The sequence below is a fragment of the uncultured Campylobacter sp. genome, from assembly GCF_937949835.1.
In the GTDB taxonomy this organism is placed as follows: Bacteria; Campylobacterota; Campylobacteria; order Campylobacterales; family Campylobacteraceae; genus Campylobacter_B.
In genome coordinates, this window is the sequence record NZ_CALEDC010000289.1 from 1 (window position 1) to 15,491 (window position 15,491).

12 protein-coding genes are annotated in these 15,491 nt (G+C 48.3%); all 12 read left to right on the forward strand.

The genetic code is table 11. The features are described from left to right. Positions 1–104 precede the first annotated feature (104 nt). Complete coding sequence (locus Q0256_RS06460) at positions 105–860, forward strand: 3'-5' exonuclease (protein WP_297961360.1); 756 nt, start codon at positions 105–107, stop codon at positions 858–860. Beyond that, positions 850–1,704: a DNA ligase gene (locus Q0256_RS06465; RefSeq protein ID WP_297961335.1), complete on the forward strand. Its 855-nt coding sequence runs from the start codon at positions 850–852 to the stop codon at positions 1,702–1,704. The genes Q0256_RS06460 and Q0256_RS06465 overlap by 11 nt, the downstream gene beginning before the upstream one ends. 52 nt (positions 1,705–1,756) lie before the next feature. Continuing rightward, positions 1,757–2,746, forward strand: coding sequence for a UDP-glucose 4-epimerase GalE (gene galE, locus Q0256_RS06470; RefSeq protein WP_177386767.1), 990 nt, complete (start codon positions 1,757–1,759; stop codon positions 2,744–2,746). A gap of 81 nt (positions 2,747–2,827) precedes the next feature. Next, on the forward strand, positions 2,828–4,366 hold the full coding sequence (locus Q0256_RS06475) for an oligosaccharide flippase family protein (RefSeq protein ID WP_297961339.1): 1,539 nt from the start codon (positions 2,828–2,830) through the stop codon (positions 4,364–4,366). Then, positions 4,363–5,985, forward strand: coding sequence for a Coenzyme F420 hydrogenase/dehydrogenase, beta subunit C-terminal domain (locus tag Q0256_RS06480; RefSeq protein WP_297961342.1), 1,623 nt, complete (start codon positions 4,363–4,365; stop codon positions 5,983–5,985). Before Q0256_RS06475 ends, Q0256_RS06480 begins: the two co-directional genes overlap by 4 nt. Next, positions 5,982–7,043 (forward strand): polysaccharide pyruvyl transferase family protein, encoded by a 1,062-nt coding sequence (locus Q0256_RS06485; RefSeq protein WP_297961345.1) that lies wholly within the window; start codon positions 5,982–5,984, stop codon positions 7,041–7,043. Before Q0256_RS06480 ends, Q0256_RS06485 begins: the two co-directional genes overlap by 4 nt. Position 7,044: 1 nt before the next feature. After that, positions 7,045–8,124, forward strand: a complete 1,080-nt coding sequence (locus Q0256_RS06490; protein WP_297961348.1) for a glycosyltransferase family 4 protein — start codon at positions 7,045–7,047, stop codon at positions 8,122–8,124. Next, positions 8,124–9,389 carry a glycosyltransferase gene (locus tag Q0256_RS06495; RefSeq protein WP_297961351.1) on the forward strand — a complete coding sequence of 422 codons (1,266 nt, stop codon included), beginning with the start codon at positions 8,124–8,126 and terminating at the stop codon, positions 9,387–9,389. The genes Q0256_RS06490 and Q0256_RS06495 overlap by 1 nt, the downstream gene beginning before the upstream one ends. Then, positions 9,386–10,429, forward strand: a complete 1,044-nt coding sequence (locus tag Q0256_RS06500) for a glycosyltransferase (RefSeq protein WP_297961354.1) — start codon at positions 9,386–9,388, stop codon at positions 10,427–10,429. Before Q0256_RS06495 ends, Q0256_RS06500 begins: the two co-directional genes overlap by 4 nt. Positions 10,430–10,670: 241 nt before the next feature. Then, complete coding sequence (locus Q0256_RS06505) at positions 10,671–11,789, forward strand: glycosyltransferase (RefSeq protein ID WP_297961357.1); 1,119 nt, start codon at positions 10,671–10,673, stop codon at positions 11,787–11,789. A gap of 2 nt (positions 11,790–11,791) precedes the next feature. Further along, positions 11,792–14,572: an STT3 domain-containing protein gene (locus tag Q0256_RS06510; RefSeq protein ID WP_367271944.1), complete on the forward strand. Its 2,781-nt coding sequence runs from the start codon at positions 11,792–11,794 to the stop codon at positions 14,570–14,572. Between the two features lie 73 nt (positions 14,573–14,645). Continuing rightward, on the forward strand, positions 14,646–15,491 hold an 846-nt coding region (locus tag Q0256_RS06515; protein ID WP_297961365.1), incomplete at its 3' end, for a glycosyltransferase.

Genomic DNA, 15,491 nt, shown 5'->3' on the forward strand with positions numbered 1-15,491 from the left:
AAAGCTTCGCATCCCAAAACTCAAAGAGCGAAAATCTCGCTTCAAATTCCGCGCAAGATCTCGCGTTAAACGCGCTAAATTTTAAAATTTACGGCGAGCAGCCGATCTTTAACGCGGATAAAAGCAAAATTTTAAACCACAAATTGCTCTCGCTTAGGGCGATGGAGATTTTCAAAGAAAAAACCGGCAGCGAATTTCTGCCCGTCTGCTTCCACCGCGTCGTTAGCATTAGCGCCGTGATGGCGGACGGATTCGGCAGATTTTTGCGCGTCTCGACGCTTGAGGGCGAGAACGAGCGCGATAAAATCGCAAAATTCCTAGCCTTCATCGAGGATTTTAATCCGCGGCTCGTGAGCTTCAACGGGCGCGGGTTCGATCTACCGATGATTATGGCGCGCGCGATGTGCTACGATCTAAGCGCTGCGGCGTATTTTGAGACGAACGATCGCGATAACAACAAGAGCAAATGGGAGAACTACCGCAGCCGCTACGACGGGCGGTTTCATCTGGATCTGCTTGATCACATCAGCGATTTTGGCGCCGTTCGCGGGCTCAAGCTCGATCATATCTGCGCCAGCGTGGGCTTGCCGGGCAAATACGACGTGCACGGCGATCAGGTCCTGCAGCTGTATTACGGCGGCGAGCAGGCCAAGATCGACGAGTACTGCAGATCCGACGTGCTCAACACCTACTGGCTGTTTTTGAAATACGAGCTTTTGCGCGGTAAGATCACCAAGGACGATTATCTAAATTACATCGCCGTAATGGGCGAATTTTTGCAAAAAGAGTGCGCGGGCATGAGCTACACGCCCGTTTTTTGCGACTTTATAGAAAGAGAGCTAGCGGCATATGCGAAGTGAAATTTTTAAAATTTTAAAAGGCGCGGTTTTGGGTGCGCTGTTTTTGCTCTGCGGCGCGGTCGCAGATGAGGCTAAATTTAAACCGATGCTGCTTAAAGAATACGTCCCCGGCATGAATATCACGGGCTGGGTCGTTAGCGAGAAGCTAGACGGCGTGCGCGCGATCTGGGACGGCAAAAATCTGCGCTCCAGACGCGGCAAGATCATAAACGCCCCTGAGGGCTGGAGCGCGGGCTTTCCGCCGTTTTTCGTCGACGGCGAGCTATATACGGCGCGCGGAGAGTTTGAGCAGCTCGTCTCGATCGTCTCTTCTAGCGTGCCTGATGAGCGGTGGAGCAGGGTGAAATTTTACGCGTTTGATTTGCCGAAGGAGCAGAAAAACCTAAGCGCGAAGATGGAAATTTTAAGAAATTTTATCGCCTCAAGCGGCGCGCAAAATTTACTCATCGTGCAGCAAACCCCGGTAAGCACGCACGCCGACGTGCAGGCGTATTTTGATCGCGTCATCGCCTCTGGCGGCGAAGGGGTCGTGCTGCGCTATCCAAATGCGCTTTATGAAAGCGGCCGCAGCGATAAAATTTTAAAATACAAAAAGACGCACGATAGCGATTGCAAGGTCGTAAAAATCAACCCCGGCTACGGCAAAAACGAAGGCAAGATGGGCTCTTTAAGCTGCGTGGATCTACGTAGCGGGGCGAAATTTAAAGTAGGTTCGGGCTTTAGCGACGAAATGCGGGCAAATCCGCCTAAGGTGGGCACGATCATCACCTATCAATACCAAAACCTAACCCGCGAGAAAAAGCCGCGCTTCCCCGTATTTTTGCGCGTGCGACCAGCGATTTAATCTAAGGGGCTATAATCGCATATTTTGATAAATTTGATCCGAAGGAGAATAGATGAAAATTTTAATTACAGGCGGCGCGGGATACATCGGTAGCCACGTCGCAAAGGCGCTTTTAGAAGCGAACCGCCACGACGTCGTCATACTGGATAATCTTTGCAAAGGCTCGATGCGAGCGATCGAGGCGCTTCGCAAGATAGGCGAGTTTGAGTTCGTGCAAGAGAGCTTAGAAAATACTCCCGCAATCGAGAAGCTTTTTAAGCGCGAGAAATTCGACGCGATCATTCACTTTGCGGCGTTTATCGAGGTTTTTGAAAGTACGCAAAATCCGCTAAAATACTATCTAAACAACACCGCCAATGCGATGAATTTGATCGCGCTTGCGAACAAATACGGCGTGAAAGACTTTATATTTAGCTCCACTGCGGCAACCTACGGTGAGCCGGACATCCCGCAAGTAAGCGAGGAAACTCCGCAAAATCCGATCAATCCGTACGGCAGAAGCAAACTGATGGTCGAGTGGGTGCTAAAAGACGCGGCAGCGGCAAATCCGAATTTTAAATATGGAATTTTGCGCTACTTCAACGTCGCAGGTGCGGCTAGCGACGGCACGATCGGGCAAAACTACCCGAACGCGACGCATCTAATTAAGGTAGCGACCCAAACGATCGTCGGCAAGCGCGATAAGATGAGCATTTTCGGCGATGATTACGACACCAAGGACGGCACCTGCATCCGCGACTACATCCACGTAGAAGACCTCGCAAGCGCGCATCTGGCGGTGCTTGATTATCTGCAAAGTAACGACAGCGCGGTCTTTAACGTAGGGTATGGCACGGGCTTTAGCGTAAAAGAAGTCGTCAATGAAGCTAAAAAAGTAAGCGGCGTGGATTTTAAAGTAGAAATCGCTCCGCGCAGAGCCGGCGATCCTGCCTGCCTCATCTCAAACGCGGATAAAATTCGAACCAAAACCTCCTGGCAGCCTGAGCACGAGAGCCTGGATGAGATCATCCTAAGCGCGCTAAATTGGGAAAAGAAGCTCTAGGTTCTAGCGTGAAAGTGCGATTTGAAATTTTAAAATTTTACTCCGCCGCGTTTAATAGCGGCGAGCAAAAGGAAGCCTTGTTTGCTTAAAATTCTAAACGCCCCCGAAGCCGCGCAGCGTAAGCTCGGCGTCGTTCTATCGTATGTGAATATCTTTGTTTCTACGATACTTACTTTGGTTTATACGCCGTTTTTCCTGCGGGCGCTGGGGCAGAGCGAGTTTGGGCTATATTCTTTGGCTAGCAGCGTTATCGGCTATTTGGCGATTTTGGATTTAGGTTTTGGTAACGCTGTGACGGTCTATACCGCCAAATACGCCTCGAGTGGCGAAGTGGAGCGCATGCATAAGCTGCACGGCACGATCTTTAGCGTGTATTTAGTGATGAGCGCGGTGATCGTGCTTGCAGGAGCTGCGCTGCTAGCCAATCTGCACGCGATTTTTGGCGCTAAGCTAAGCGCTAGCGAGATGGGCGAAATTCGCATTATGCTAATGCTGCTAACTGCAAATTTAGCGATTAGCTTTCCTTTTAGCATCTATTCGTCGATCCTTACGGCGCATGAGAATTTCGTATTTATCAAGCTAATTGGGATCTTTCGCACGATCGCTCTGCCGCTAGCTGCGGTGCCTGCGCTACTTTTGGGATATAAGGCTATCGCGATCGTAATCATCGCTACGGCGGTAAATTTAATCTGCGTTGCGGCGGATTTCATCTATTGCAAGAGCAAAGTCTCGCCCGTGATAAGCGTGCGAAATTTCGACGCCCCCACGCTTAAGCAAATTTTTGGCTACTCGTTTTTTATATTTTTAGGCATCGTGGTCGATCAAGTAAACTGGAATGTCGATAATTTTATCTTAGGCGCTGTAGCAGGTGCTACGGCGGTCTCCACGTATGCCGTAGCAAGCACGATAAATGCCACTTTCGTCACGCTTTCGCTCACCATTAGCGGCGTGATGCTTCCTAAAATCGCCAAAATGGTCTCTGCTAACTCCACCGATTCCGAGCTTAGCGCGGAATTTATCAAAATAGGCAGGCTGCAATTTTACGTGATATTTTTTATCGCGTCGCTTTTGGTGATTTTTGGGCGTGAGTTTATCGTGCTATGGGCTGGCGCAAATTATGAAATTTCATACGCAATCGCGCTTATTTTGGTGCTTCCAGTAAGCGTGCCGTTGATTCAAAATTTAGGTCTAGCCGTACTTCAGGCAAAAAACAAAGTCAAATTTCGCTCAATCGCCGCGTTTTGCGTCACGCTCGTAAATATCGCTATTTCTATCCCGCTAGCTAAGGCTTACGGTGGCGTGGGCGCTGCGTGCGGCACGGCTTTTGCGATCACCTTGCTAAATATCTGCGTGATGAATATCTACTATGCTCGTGTAATCGGACTTGACATCGCTAAATTTTGGCGAAATATCGGCGCGATGGTAGTAAAATTCGCTCCCGCAATAGCAGTAAGCCTAGTGATAAATTACGCATTAGGCTTGCATGGAGTGAGCTTTTTGTTAATTTGCGGCGGGCTTTATTCGGCTATGTTTGTGCTAAGCGCGTATTTTTGGGCGATGAACGACTATGAGCGCGCGATTTTTGGCGGCATTGCAGCTAAGATAAGGAGGCGGGCTTGAGCTTCAATGTAATTAGCGAAGTGGTTACGAAAGACCGCTGTATCGGCTGCGGCGTCTGCGCGAGCAGCTGCCCTTTTAGCGTGCTAAAAATGCGGCTTGGAGGCAATGGATTTTACGCGCCTGAGGAGGGCGAAGGGTGTCGCGACAAATGTGATATTTGTCTAAAAGTCTGCCCGTTTTACGAAAAAGACATGCTCGAGAACGAGCTAAATTCTAAATTATACGCAGAGCTGAAAAGCTTTAGCCCAGATTTTGGCAGGTTTTTAGCCACTTATAAATTCTACAAAAAAGATGAAGCGCAGCGCCTAAGCAGTGCAAGCGGCGGTGCGGGAGATTATATTTTTCGCGAGCTTTTTGCGCGCGGGCTCATTGATTACGCGATTTGCGCCGTGCCCGCGGACGAAGGGGATTTTATAGCCCAAAATCACAAGTGGGATTTTTCCGCATGCGAAAATTTAGCGATAGCGCAGAATTTGCAAAATTCCGCAACCAAAAATTCCGAGCAGAATTCCGCAATTCCAAATTTAACGCAGAATTTGGCGGACGATGATTCTATAAATTTCACGAATGCGCAAAATTCTTTTTGCGGAAATTTGACGCAGAATTCCGCGCAGAATTTTACAAATGAAAATTCCGCACAGAATTCTAAAGCTTCTTGTAAAAATTCCGTATCAACGCAGAATTTTGCTTGCGAGAATTCCAAAAACGCGCGAAATTATGCGGGCGAAAATTCCGTGCCGCTATTTAAATTTAGCGTGATAAAAAATGCTGGTGAGCTTACTCGCGCGCGCTCGTCCGCTTACTATCCGCTCACGCTTGAAGCAGTGCTAAAGGAGATGTCGCGCCGCGAGGGTAGATACGCGATCAGCGCGCTGCCGTGCTTTGCTAAGGCTTTAAGGCTTGCTGCGAGTAAAAATCCGCGCCTTAAATCCCGCATAAGCTTTATTATTGGGCTGGTTTGCGGACAGGGCAAGGGTGCTGGTTTTACGCATAAGCTGGCAGATCTTGCGTTTAAAGAGAGTAAGCAGCTCGCGGCAGTTAATTACAGATATAAAATCGCGGGCAAAAGCGCGATGAGCTTTGGCTTTAAATTTCGTGCTACAGACGGCAGCGAGGCGATAGACGATCGCAGTAGTAGCGCCTTTGCATACTGGAGCTCGCGCGCTTTTACGCCGCTTGCGTGCAACGCCTGCACCGACGTTTTTGCCAAATGCGCCGACGTCGTGCTGATGGATGCGTGGCTGCAAAGCGAAATGAGCGAGTGGCGCGGCACATCGCTTGTAATTACGCGCGCAGCTCAGATCGACGCGCTATTTTCGCAGCCTACGAAGCAGGCACGCGAGGCGATTTTTTGCGAGCGGATATCCGCAGCAGAGGTGCAGCGCTCGCAGCAAAGCCAGGTGGAGTGCAAAAACGAAATTTTCTATGGCGCGAAAAACCCGCTTAAGCGTTATATATTGTGCCAGAAGCTTCAGATCCAGCGATATAGCGCTACGCATTTTGATTGTGATGATTTCATCGCTGCTAGGCTTAAAAAAATTGCCTCTGCGAATAAAGTGCTAGCGCTTTTGGCGCTACCAAAGATCGCAGCATATAAAATTTATAGGAAGTTTGCATGAAGATCGGAATTTTTACCCTGCCGCTAGTAAATAATTACGGCGGAATTTTACAAGCTTACGCGCTAAGCCGCGTGCTAGTGGGGCTAGGGCATGAGCCGTGGCTCATAAACTTGCGCCTGCAAAGAAGTAAACTATCGATTGCATATCTTAAATTTTTAGTGGTATGCGCGCTTAAAAAGGAGCTTTGCGGCGCGAAATTTAATCCCTCTTACGAGCGCGATACTAGCGAGTTTGTATCGGAAAATATCCCTTTAACCGCGCCTGTTTGCACGCCTGCGGATTTAAAAGCGCTGTGCGAGAAAGAGCGCTTTGAAGCGGTGATTTTAGGAAGCGATCAGGTTTTTCGCCCTAGCTATTTTGCGGATTTTGCAGATTGCTTTAGTCTTGGATTTTTGCCGCCTAACTGCACGCGGATCGCCTATGCTGCAAGCTTCGGCGGAGATAGGCTATGTGGGCTTAAAAACCCCGCGGATTTAAAAGCTCACGCTGCAAATTTGGCTAAATTTAAAGCTATTTCGGTGCGCGAGCGCGACGGCGTAAAGCTTGCGCGCGAATGCTTTGGCGTAGATGCGCGCTGGGTGCTAGATCCTACGCTTTTGGCTAACAAAGAGATTTACGATAAATTTTTAAGCCATGCGCCAAAGCGCAAGGGTTTTGCCTATATCCTAGATCCATCGCCTCGCTCAGAAGCGGCGATAGAGCTACTAAAAAAGCAAAGCGGCCTAGAGATATATGAGGTGAACGACCGCGGCAACCGCATCGGCATAAAAGCATGGTTAAGCGCTATTGCGGGCGCGGAGTTTGTGCTAACCGACTCATTTCACGGCTGCGTATTTTCCATAATCTTTAATAAGCCGTTTTTTGTGCTCGTTAATGCCAGTCGCGGCGCGTCGCGCTTTAGCTCGCTTTTGGGCTCGTTCGGGCTTGAAGATAGAGCTTTGCAAGATCCCAAAGACGCGCGGTTGGACGCGACTATCGATTGGGATGGCGTAAATGAGGCGTTGCGCCGTAAAAGAGAGGACTCGATGAAATTTTTAAAAACAAGTTTAGGCTCATAAAATGAAAATAGCTATGGTAATTTCTGCTTTAGGCAAGGGCGGTGCCGAGCGCGTGCTAAGCGTGCTGGCAAATTTTTTCTGCCGCGAGAATGAAGTCTGTGTGATAAAATTTGACGCAGATGAGCCGTTTTACGCGCTGGATCCTAAGATCGAGCTTCTTAGCTTGGATTTAGGAGTGGGCGATTTAGGAGTTTTTGGCAATATAAAAAAGCGCTACGATAAAATTTTAGCCTTGCATAGGCTGCTAAAAAGTCATAAATTTGATGTCGTAATCTCGTTTTTAGATAATACCAATGTCCTTACGCTTATCGCAAATCTAGGAGTTGGGCAGAAAATTATCGTCTCCGAACACACCAATCATCGCTTTTTAAAAAGTCCGATCTGGCGAGCGCTCAAGCGGATCTTTTATCCGAGGGCTGCAGGTCTTAGTGTGCTTAGTAAATTCGATCTGGATCATTACACATATGTGCAAAATCGCGTGATTATGCCTAATCCGATGTTTGAGATCAGCCATGCTAAAGACGCCCGCCCGCCTAAAGAAAATATCATCCTAGCAGCCGGCCGACTCAATGTCTATAAGGGCTTTGATGTCCTTCTTAAGGCACTTGCGCTTGTAGATTTCAATCTTTTAAAAGAGTGGAAGGTGGTGATTGCAGGCGACGGAGAGGAGCGAAAGAGCCTTGAGAGTCTAGCTGCGAAGCTGCGCTTAAATGTGCAATTCATCGGCTTTGTGCGCGATATCGAAAGCTTATACGAGCGCGCTAAAATCGTAGTCGTAACCTCCAAGATGGAGGGCTTTTGCAATATTTTGATGGAGAGTATATTTTTCGGCACCGCTAGAATTTCCACAGATTGCATCGCAGGTCCTAGCGAGCTTATAAGCGACGGCGTAGATGGGTTTTTGTGCCCTGTAGATGATAGCGCAAGTATCGCCAAAAAGCTTGAAATTCTAATGAGCGACGAAAAGCTGCGCGAGCGGCTCGTGCAAAACGCCTCCAAGCGCGAAGAGAGCTTTAAAATTGAAACGATCGGGCGACGCTGGCTGGATTTCATAGCCGCTACGATACACAGGGAGGAATAATGAGCGAAAATCCCCTAATCTCGGTCATCATCCCCGTTTATAATGTCAAAGAATTCCTGCGCGCTTGCGTGGAGCGCATCACGGCGCAGACCTATGCGAACTTAGAAATTTTACTCGTAGATGATGGATCAAATGACGGTAGTGAGGTGATTTGCGACGAATATGCCACGCGTGATCCCCGTGTGCGCGTGCTGCATAAGCTAAACGGCGGGCAGGCTAGCGCACGAAACGCCGCTTTAGATGTCGCTCGCGGGGAGTTTATCAGTTTTGTAGACAGCGACGATTTGATAAGCCTTGATTTGATTGAGACGCTTTTTCGTCTAACGCAGAAATTTTGCACCAAGATCGCTATGTGCGGCTACACGGCATTTAGCGACGAGAGCGAAATAAATAATTTCAAGGCGGCTTTAAATTCTAAAGAAAATCAAAATTCTAAAGAGATTAGCGATCCAGGAGGAGCTGCAAATTCGAATGCCAACGCAGGCGAATACAAAATATCGCCGCAAGAGCTTTTTAGACGCAGCTGCACGCAGGATCCGTATTTTAGCACCGCGGTTTGGCGCGCGCTGTTTGCTCGCGAAATTTTCACTGCTTTGCGCTTTCCTACGGGGCAGATCTATGAGGATGTGGCGATATTTTTTGATATTTTTAACGCTTCTATTACGGCGTGCACGGATGAAATTTTATATTTTTACCGCGTAAGGGCAGGCTCGACCGTAAACTCATTTGCGCGCAGGCATCTTGCGGTCATCGCTGCGGTGCGCCGCTATACTGAGGCGATCGCTGCGAATTATCCAAGCTTGGCGCGTGAGGCTAATTTCACTCGCTGCGAATCCGCGCTGAATACGGCGTTTTTAATTATCAAATCGAGCTTTGATCCTGCAGGCTTGGATGGAGATGCAACTTCTCCTTCCGAGGCTAATACGTGCAGCTTGGCAAACGAAGCGGATTTGCATGGCGCTGGTAGTTTATCTTGCGCATGCGGTAAAAATTCCGCATTTAGAAATTCCGTCGGGCAAAATTATATGCGAAATTCTAAGCAAAATTCTGCGTTGCAAAGAAAGATCGCAGATCCCCGCTCGCCTTTAAACGCCGCAGAAGCTGCGGATCAGATCCGCTCACTGCACGCTTTGGTGCGCGAGCGGCTGGATTTTGGATTTTTCGCGGCGCATGCAAGCCGCACGCAGACGCTGATGATGGTCTTATTTTACGCTAGCCCCGCGCTTTTGCGGCTATTTTATAAAATTTATCGGAAGTTAAAATGAAAATTTTATTCGTCATCGCGGCTCTTAGAAACGGCGGCGCCGAGCGCGTGCTGCAGGTTTTGGCGAACCATTTTGCGTGTGCAAACGACGTTACGATCGCGATTTTGGAAAATGACGAGGGCAGGTATAAATTTAGCGAAAAGATAAAATTTTTGCATCTGGATGTTTATAAAAACGGCGGCAGGTTCGATAAATACAGAATTTTGCGCGAGTGTTTCAAGCGCGAGCGCCCAAGCGTCATCATCAGCTTTATGGACTGGACGAACGTAGCGTGCGTGATCGCAAGCTTCGGGCTAGGCATCCCGCTCATCGCGACCGAGCACAACGCGCACGATTATCTGCCAAGCGGGCTTTTTAGCCGCGTGCGCGATCTGTGCTATAAAAAAGTGGATGCGCTTACGGTGCTTACGCGCTCGGACTTTGAGTACTATTCGCGATTTGTCAAAAACTGCTTCGTCGTGCATAACCCCTTTTTCGGCGAGATTTGCGATACCAATAGCGCTAAGCGAAATGTGATCTTAAGCGTCGGCAGGCTCGAGCCCGTCAAGGGGTATGAAATTTACTTTGACGCGCTAAGCAGGATCGATAAAAGCCTGCTTGCGAAGTGGGAAATTTTAATCGCGGGCGACGGCTCGCTGCGCGAAAGCTTGCGCGAGCTCGTGGCGCGACTCGGGCTTGAAGTGCGATTTTTAGGGCATAAGCAGGACGTGAGCGAGCTGTATAAAGAAGCCAAAATTTTTGTGCTAAGCTCGCTTAATGAAGGGCTTTCGAACGTGCTGATCGAGTCTGCGTTTTACGGCTGCGCACGGCTTAGCAGCGACACGGCGGGTGCAAAAGAGCTCATAAAGGACGGCTTTAGCGGCATTTTGTTTAAACGCGGCGATGCGAATGAACTTGCGAGTAAGCTCGAAATTTTAATGAGCGATGAGAAGCTGCGAGACGCTCTCGTGCAAAATGCAAATGAAAGCTTAGACGAGTTTTCGCAAGAGCGCATCATTAAGCTCTGGCAGGGCTTGATCGATCGGTTTGCACGCAAATAGTAGTGCCGTTTATTACGTCGCAGCAGCGTGCAGGGATTAAATTTAAACTTCGGTGTGCTAAGATAGCGTCTTGCGCCCGAGCAAAACGGCGCGTTTAAATTAGCCGCATCGCGCGATGAAATTTAGCCGCTTGAGGCAGCGCAAAACGCGCTAAATTTAAATGGCGCGGCGCTGCTCGCGTAAAAAGGCGTGAGCAAAGCTTAAATTTAGGGCGCGGCAGCGATATTTAAAAGGTAAAGGGATGAAGAAATTAAGCGTTTTTATCTATTCGATGGGCGGCGGCGGCGCCGAGCGCGTCGTAAGTAACCTCTTAGGCGAGCTTACGGCACGCTACGAAGTACATCTGGTGCTGATGAACGAGAGGATTTTTTATGAAATTCCAAGCGGCGTGCAGATCCATTTCATCGAAAAATCAGCCCCTTTTGAAAATGGACTGCTGAAGCTCGCAAAACTGCCGTTTTTGGCGCTTAGGTACAAAAAACTATGCGAGCGCCTAGGTATCGACATCCACTTCGTTTGGATGAACCGCCCGTGTTACGTGGCGGCGCTGGCGCGAGTTTACGGGCTACGCGGAACGATGATTTTTAACGAATGCTCGACGCCGTCGGTGCTGTATAAAGAGCCGAGCTTTAAATCCAAAATTTCAAAGCTTTTACTTCGCAAGCTCTATCCGAAGGCCGATTTTATCTTCCCCAACTCGCTTGGAAATCTGCGTGATCTGGCGGATAATTTCGGAATCGATGAGCGCAAGATGAGTGTGCTATACAACGCGATCGATCTGGATGAGATCAGTCGCAAAGCAAGCGAGCAGATCGCGCAGCAGCAGCCGTTTTTCCTAAGCGTCGGCAGGCTCGATGCGGGCAAAAACCACGCGCTTTTAATCCGCGCGTATGCAAATTTAAAAAATAACGACAAAGACCTGCTGATCTTAGGCGACGGCGTGCTGCGAGCCGAGCTTGAGACTCTGATAGAGGAGCTCGGCTTGGGCAGCCGCGTGAAGCTGTTGGGCTTTGACGCAAACCCGTATAAATATATGGCTAGATGTTATGTATTCGTCTTCGTAAGCCTTTTTGAGGGGTTTTCAAACGCGCTCATCGAGGCTCTTGCGTGCGGCAAACTCGTGATTTCAAGCGATCATCAAAGCGGCGCGCGCGAGCTTTTGGGGCAGAGCGAATGGGGCGTGCTAGTAGGCGTAAACGATCTAGAAAGCACCCAAGCGGCGATGCAAAAAGCGCTGGATGATGAAAATTATGTAAAATTTTATGAGAAAAAGGCTAAAATTAGAGCCTCGTTTTTCGATAAAAAACGGATAGCAAGCGAGCTGATCGCAAAAATAGAACAAATCGACGAAGGAAAATAGGCGTGGGTGAAGAAAAAAAGGCTTTTAGCGTCAGAGAGATCGACGAAGGATCGGACGATCAAAAAGGCGTGCAATCAATGGGTGCGGACAAAGCTGCCTTAAGCGAAAATTTCGCTAGTGAGGGAAATTTTGACGCAGAGTATTCCGCAGGCGGCGGAGAGAATTTTAACGGCGAAAATGCCGAGCTTAAGGGTAGCGAGGATACCGCGCCTCAGAGCGATAAAAATTCCGCGCTTGATGCAAAAAAATCTGCGAGCAAAAATTCCGCGCACGCCGGCGTTAAAAATTTAAGCGACGATCAAACGCGCGCTGTTTCTGCAAAAATGCGAGCACAAAAAAAATCCAAAAAGGCTAAAAAATCAAGCGGACGAAATTCTACCTCGGTAAATTCTGAAAATTCCGCAGGCGCAAATTCTACAAACTCAAATTTGAAAGGTACTGCGAATTCCACGAGCAAAAATTCTATAAATAAAAATTCCGCTGGCACTGCGAACTCTACAAATAAAAATTCCGCAAAAGCCGCTAATTTGGCTAAATTTAAAAATGCGAATTCCGCAAGTGCTTTAAATTCTACAAACGGCATAAATTCTGATAATTCTAAAAGCTTTACAGCAGAAAATTCCCAAGATTCTAAAAATCGGTCAGCTGGCGCGCTTCCTGCTAGGCGCAGAATTTTTGGCTTTATAAAAAATTATGAGTTTTCCAAGCATATTTTGCTGATGATTGTGTTCGCATTTGTCTTTAGCGTGGCGTTTCGCATGTGGTGGGTGCACTGGGCGAGCGGTTTTGTGAACTACTTTTTTTGGGACGGCGAGCTGATGATAAACACCAACGACGGCTACGCCTTTGCAGAGGGCGCGCGCGATCGCCTCGCCGGCTTTCATCAGCCCAACGATCTTAGTTATTTTAGCGCGCCGCTTTCGATCGTGACGGCGTTTTTGGCTGAAATTTTGCCCTTTAAAATCGAGACGATCTTCGTTTATCTGCCGGCTTTGTTTAGCTCGCTCATCGTAGTGCCGATCTTGCTGATCTCAAGCGAGTTTCGCTGCATGCGCGCGGGCTTCATCGGCGCGCTTGTCGCGAGCGTGGCGAATAGCTACTACAACCGCACGATGGCGGGGTATTACGACACCGATATGCTAAATATCGTGCTTGCGATGTGCATTTTGTGGGCGCTCATCCGCATTTGTACGCGCGGTTCGCGCAGCACGCTGTTTTGGCTGGGCGCGTTTACGATATTTTATATGTGGTGGTATCCGTCCAGCTTCTCGCTAAATTCCATGATGCTCGCCATGTTTTTCGCCTATACGCTGATTTTTAAGCGAAAAAGCAGGGTGAATTACGAAGCGATGATTATCTTTTTGATCGCGCTTTGCTCCACGCCTTTGGTAGCTAAAATTTTAATCTCGCTTACGCTATTTTGGCTCTTTGCGTTTAAAGGAAGGCTGTTAAATTTTAAATCTCTAGCCCTTTTGGGCGGCTTTGCCGTAGTCTTTTTCATCGCAAACGGAGGCCTTAGCCCGATTATCTTTCAGGCGAAATTTTATATCTTCCGCTCCTTTGCGGACAACGCCGATACGGCATTTCATTTTTTCAACGTCAATCAAACGATCCAAGAATCAGGCATCGTGCCGCCTAAGATCTTTATGGAGCGCATCAGCTCGCACGTCGCGGTTTTCGTGATCGCAGCAATCGGATACGTAGTGCTTTGCTTTAGGCATAAGGAATTTTTGCTCTCGATCCCGCTTTTGCTTTTGGGCTTTGCGGCGAACAAAGCAGGCCTTAGATTTACGATCTATGCCGTGGGTGTGATGGGACTGAGCTTCGGATATATTTTGTATTTTTGCGTAAAGCGCTTGGATCTGCCAAAGATCGCGGGACGCGCGATACTGCTTATTTTGACGGCACTTGCGATCTATCCCGCGTGGCAGCACATCGTCTCGTACAAGGTCGATACGGTCTTTTATCAAAGCGAGGTGCGGGTGCTCGATGAGCTCAAAGATAAGGCGCAGCGCGAGGATTACGCGCTTTCGTGGTGGGACTACGGTTACGGCATACGCTATTACAGCGACGTAAAGACCCTCATTGACGGCGGCAAACACCTCGGTAACGATAATTTCCCCGTTAGCTTCGCGCTTTTTAAAGATCAGATGAGCTCTGCAAATATGGCGCGCCTGGATGTCGAATACACCGAGCGCGGATATAGCGAAAAAATTCCAAACAAGCTAAAGCAAATTTTAAAAGATTATAACGCCACGGACGTAAATGATTTTATCTTAAGCTTGGGACTGGCCGATTTTAAGCCGCCAAGGCCTACGCGCGACATCTACTACATCCTGCCCGATCGCATGATGAATATCTTCCCCGTCGTCACGCAGTTTTCAAATATCGACATCACCGACGGCAAGCAGCTAAGTGAGCTGTTTTTCATAACGAGCGATAGGTTCGTTCAGGATCAAAGCGGCGTGCATATGGACAACGGCTTTTCGATCTCACCGAGCCTTTTAAATTTAGAGTATAGCGGCAGAAAATTCGCGATCAATACCTTTTACGAAACGAGCTACGACGCGAACGGCAAGCTTGCGGTCAAGGAGTTTAATATGGACAGCAGCGCGCAATTTTACGTGATTTTCATGCGTGATTACGGGCGATTTTTGCTGCTAGATAAGACGATGCTAAACTCAAGCTATATTCAGCTTTTTGTATTTGAAAGATATAGGCCCGAGCTATTCGAGCCTGTGATCTTAAGCCCTGCTGTGAAAGTTTATAAATTAAAGCGCTAGATAAAATTTTGCCGCAAGCCAAGGAGAAATTTATGAAATTTAATCTCGCAACGCCAAGCAAGGAATGCAACAGATGGCTCGCATAGGATTTTTAAGCCATGCCGATATGAGCTTACATTTCTTTCGCCGCCCGATAATGCAGGCTTTAAAAGAGCGCGGGCACGAGGTTTTTGCAATCGCTCCTCGCGGCGCTTATACGCAGGATTTAGCGCGCGATTTTAATGCCGTAACCTACGATCTTGATCGAGCTAGCCTGAATCCGCTTACCGTATTTAGCAACACCAAAGCCCTTGCGCGCGAGCTAAAAAGGCTAAATTTGGACCTGCTGCAAACAGCTGCGCACAAATCAAACGTGTTTGGTACGCTGGCGGCTCGCGAGGCGGGTATAAAATATGTGATAAACTTAGTTGAGGGGCTGGGCAGCTTTTATATCGACGATGATATTAAAACAAGGCTCGTGAGGGCTGTCTTAGAGAAGCTTTATAAATTTTCATTTTCGCAGGCGGATGCTTGCGTATTTGTAAACGATGCTGATCCCGATTATATGCTATCTCGCGGGCTTATTGCGAAGCAAAAGGTCATAAGGATTAAAAGTGTAGGCGTAAATGCTGAAAGATTCAACCCCAAAATCGTTAGTGCGGCGGATCTGGGCGAGGATTTGCACGGCAAAAAGATCGTACTGATGGTAGCTCGCGCGATGTGGCATAAGGGCGTGAGAGAATTCTACGAAGCAGCAGAAATTTTAAAAGATCGATCGGATGCAAAATTTGTCTTTGTAGGCGAGGGTTTTGCGGGCAATAAAAGCACCGCTGATCCTACGTTTTTGCGAAGCGGTGCGGTGCATTATCTGGGTGCCAGAAATGATGTGCCAGAGCTTTTGAAGGCTAGTTACCTGCTAGCACTTCCTAGCTACAAAGAG

What these genes read in the sequence shown, in the direction of transcription:
- Q0256_RS06465 (WP_297961335.1), top strand. Translation starts at nt 850, where the DNA reads ATGCGAAGTGAAATTTTTAAAATTTTAAAAGGCGCGGTTTTGGGTGCG.
- galE (WP_177386767.1), top strand. Translation starts at nt 1,757, where the DNA reads ATGAAAATTTTAATTACAGGCGGCGCGGGATACATCGGTAGCCACGTC.
- Q0256_RS06485 (WP_297961345.1), top strand. Translation starts at nt 5,982, where the DNA reads ATGAAGATCGGAATTTTTACCCTGCCGCTAGTAAATAATTACGGCGGA.
- Q0256_RS06490 (WP_297961348.1), top strand. Translation starts at nt 7,045, where the DNA reads ATGAAAATAGCTATGGTAATTTCTGCTTTAGGCAAGGGCGGTGCCGAG.
- Q0256_RS06495 (WP_297961351.1), top strand. Translation starts at nt 8,124, where the DNA reads ATGAGCGAAAATCCCCTAATCTCGGTCATCATCCCCGTTTATAATGTC.
- Q0256_RS06500 (WP_297961354.1), top strand. Translation starts at nt 9,386, where the DNA reads ATGAAAATTTTATTCGTCATCGCGGCTCTTAGAAACGGCGGCGCCGAG.
- Q0256_RS06505 (WP_297961357.1), top strand. Translation starts at nt 10,671, where the DNA reads ATGAAGAAATTAAGCGTTTTTATCTATTCGATGGGCGGCGGCGGCGCC.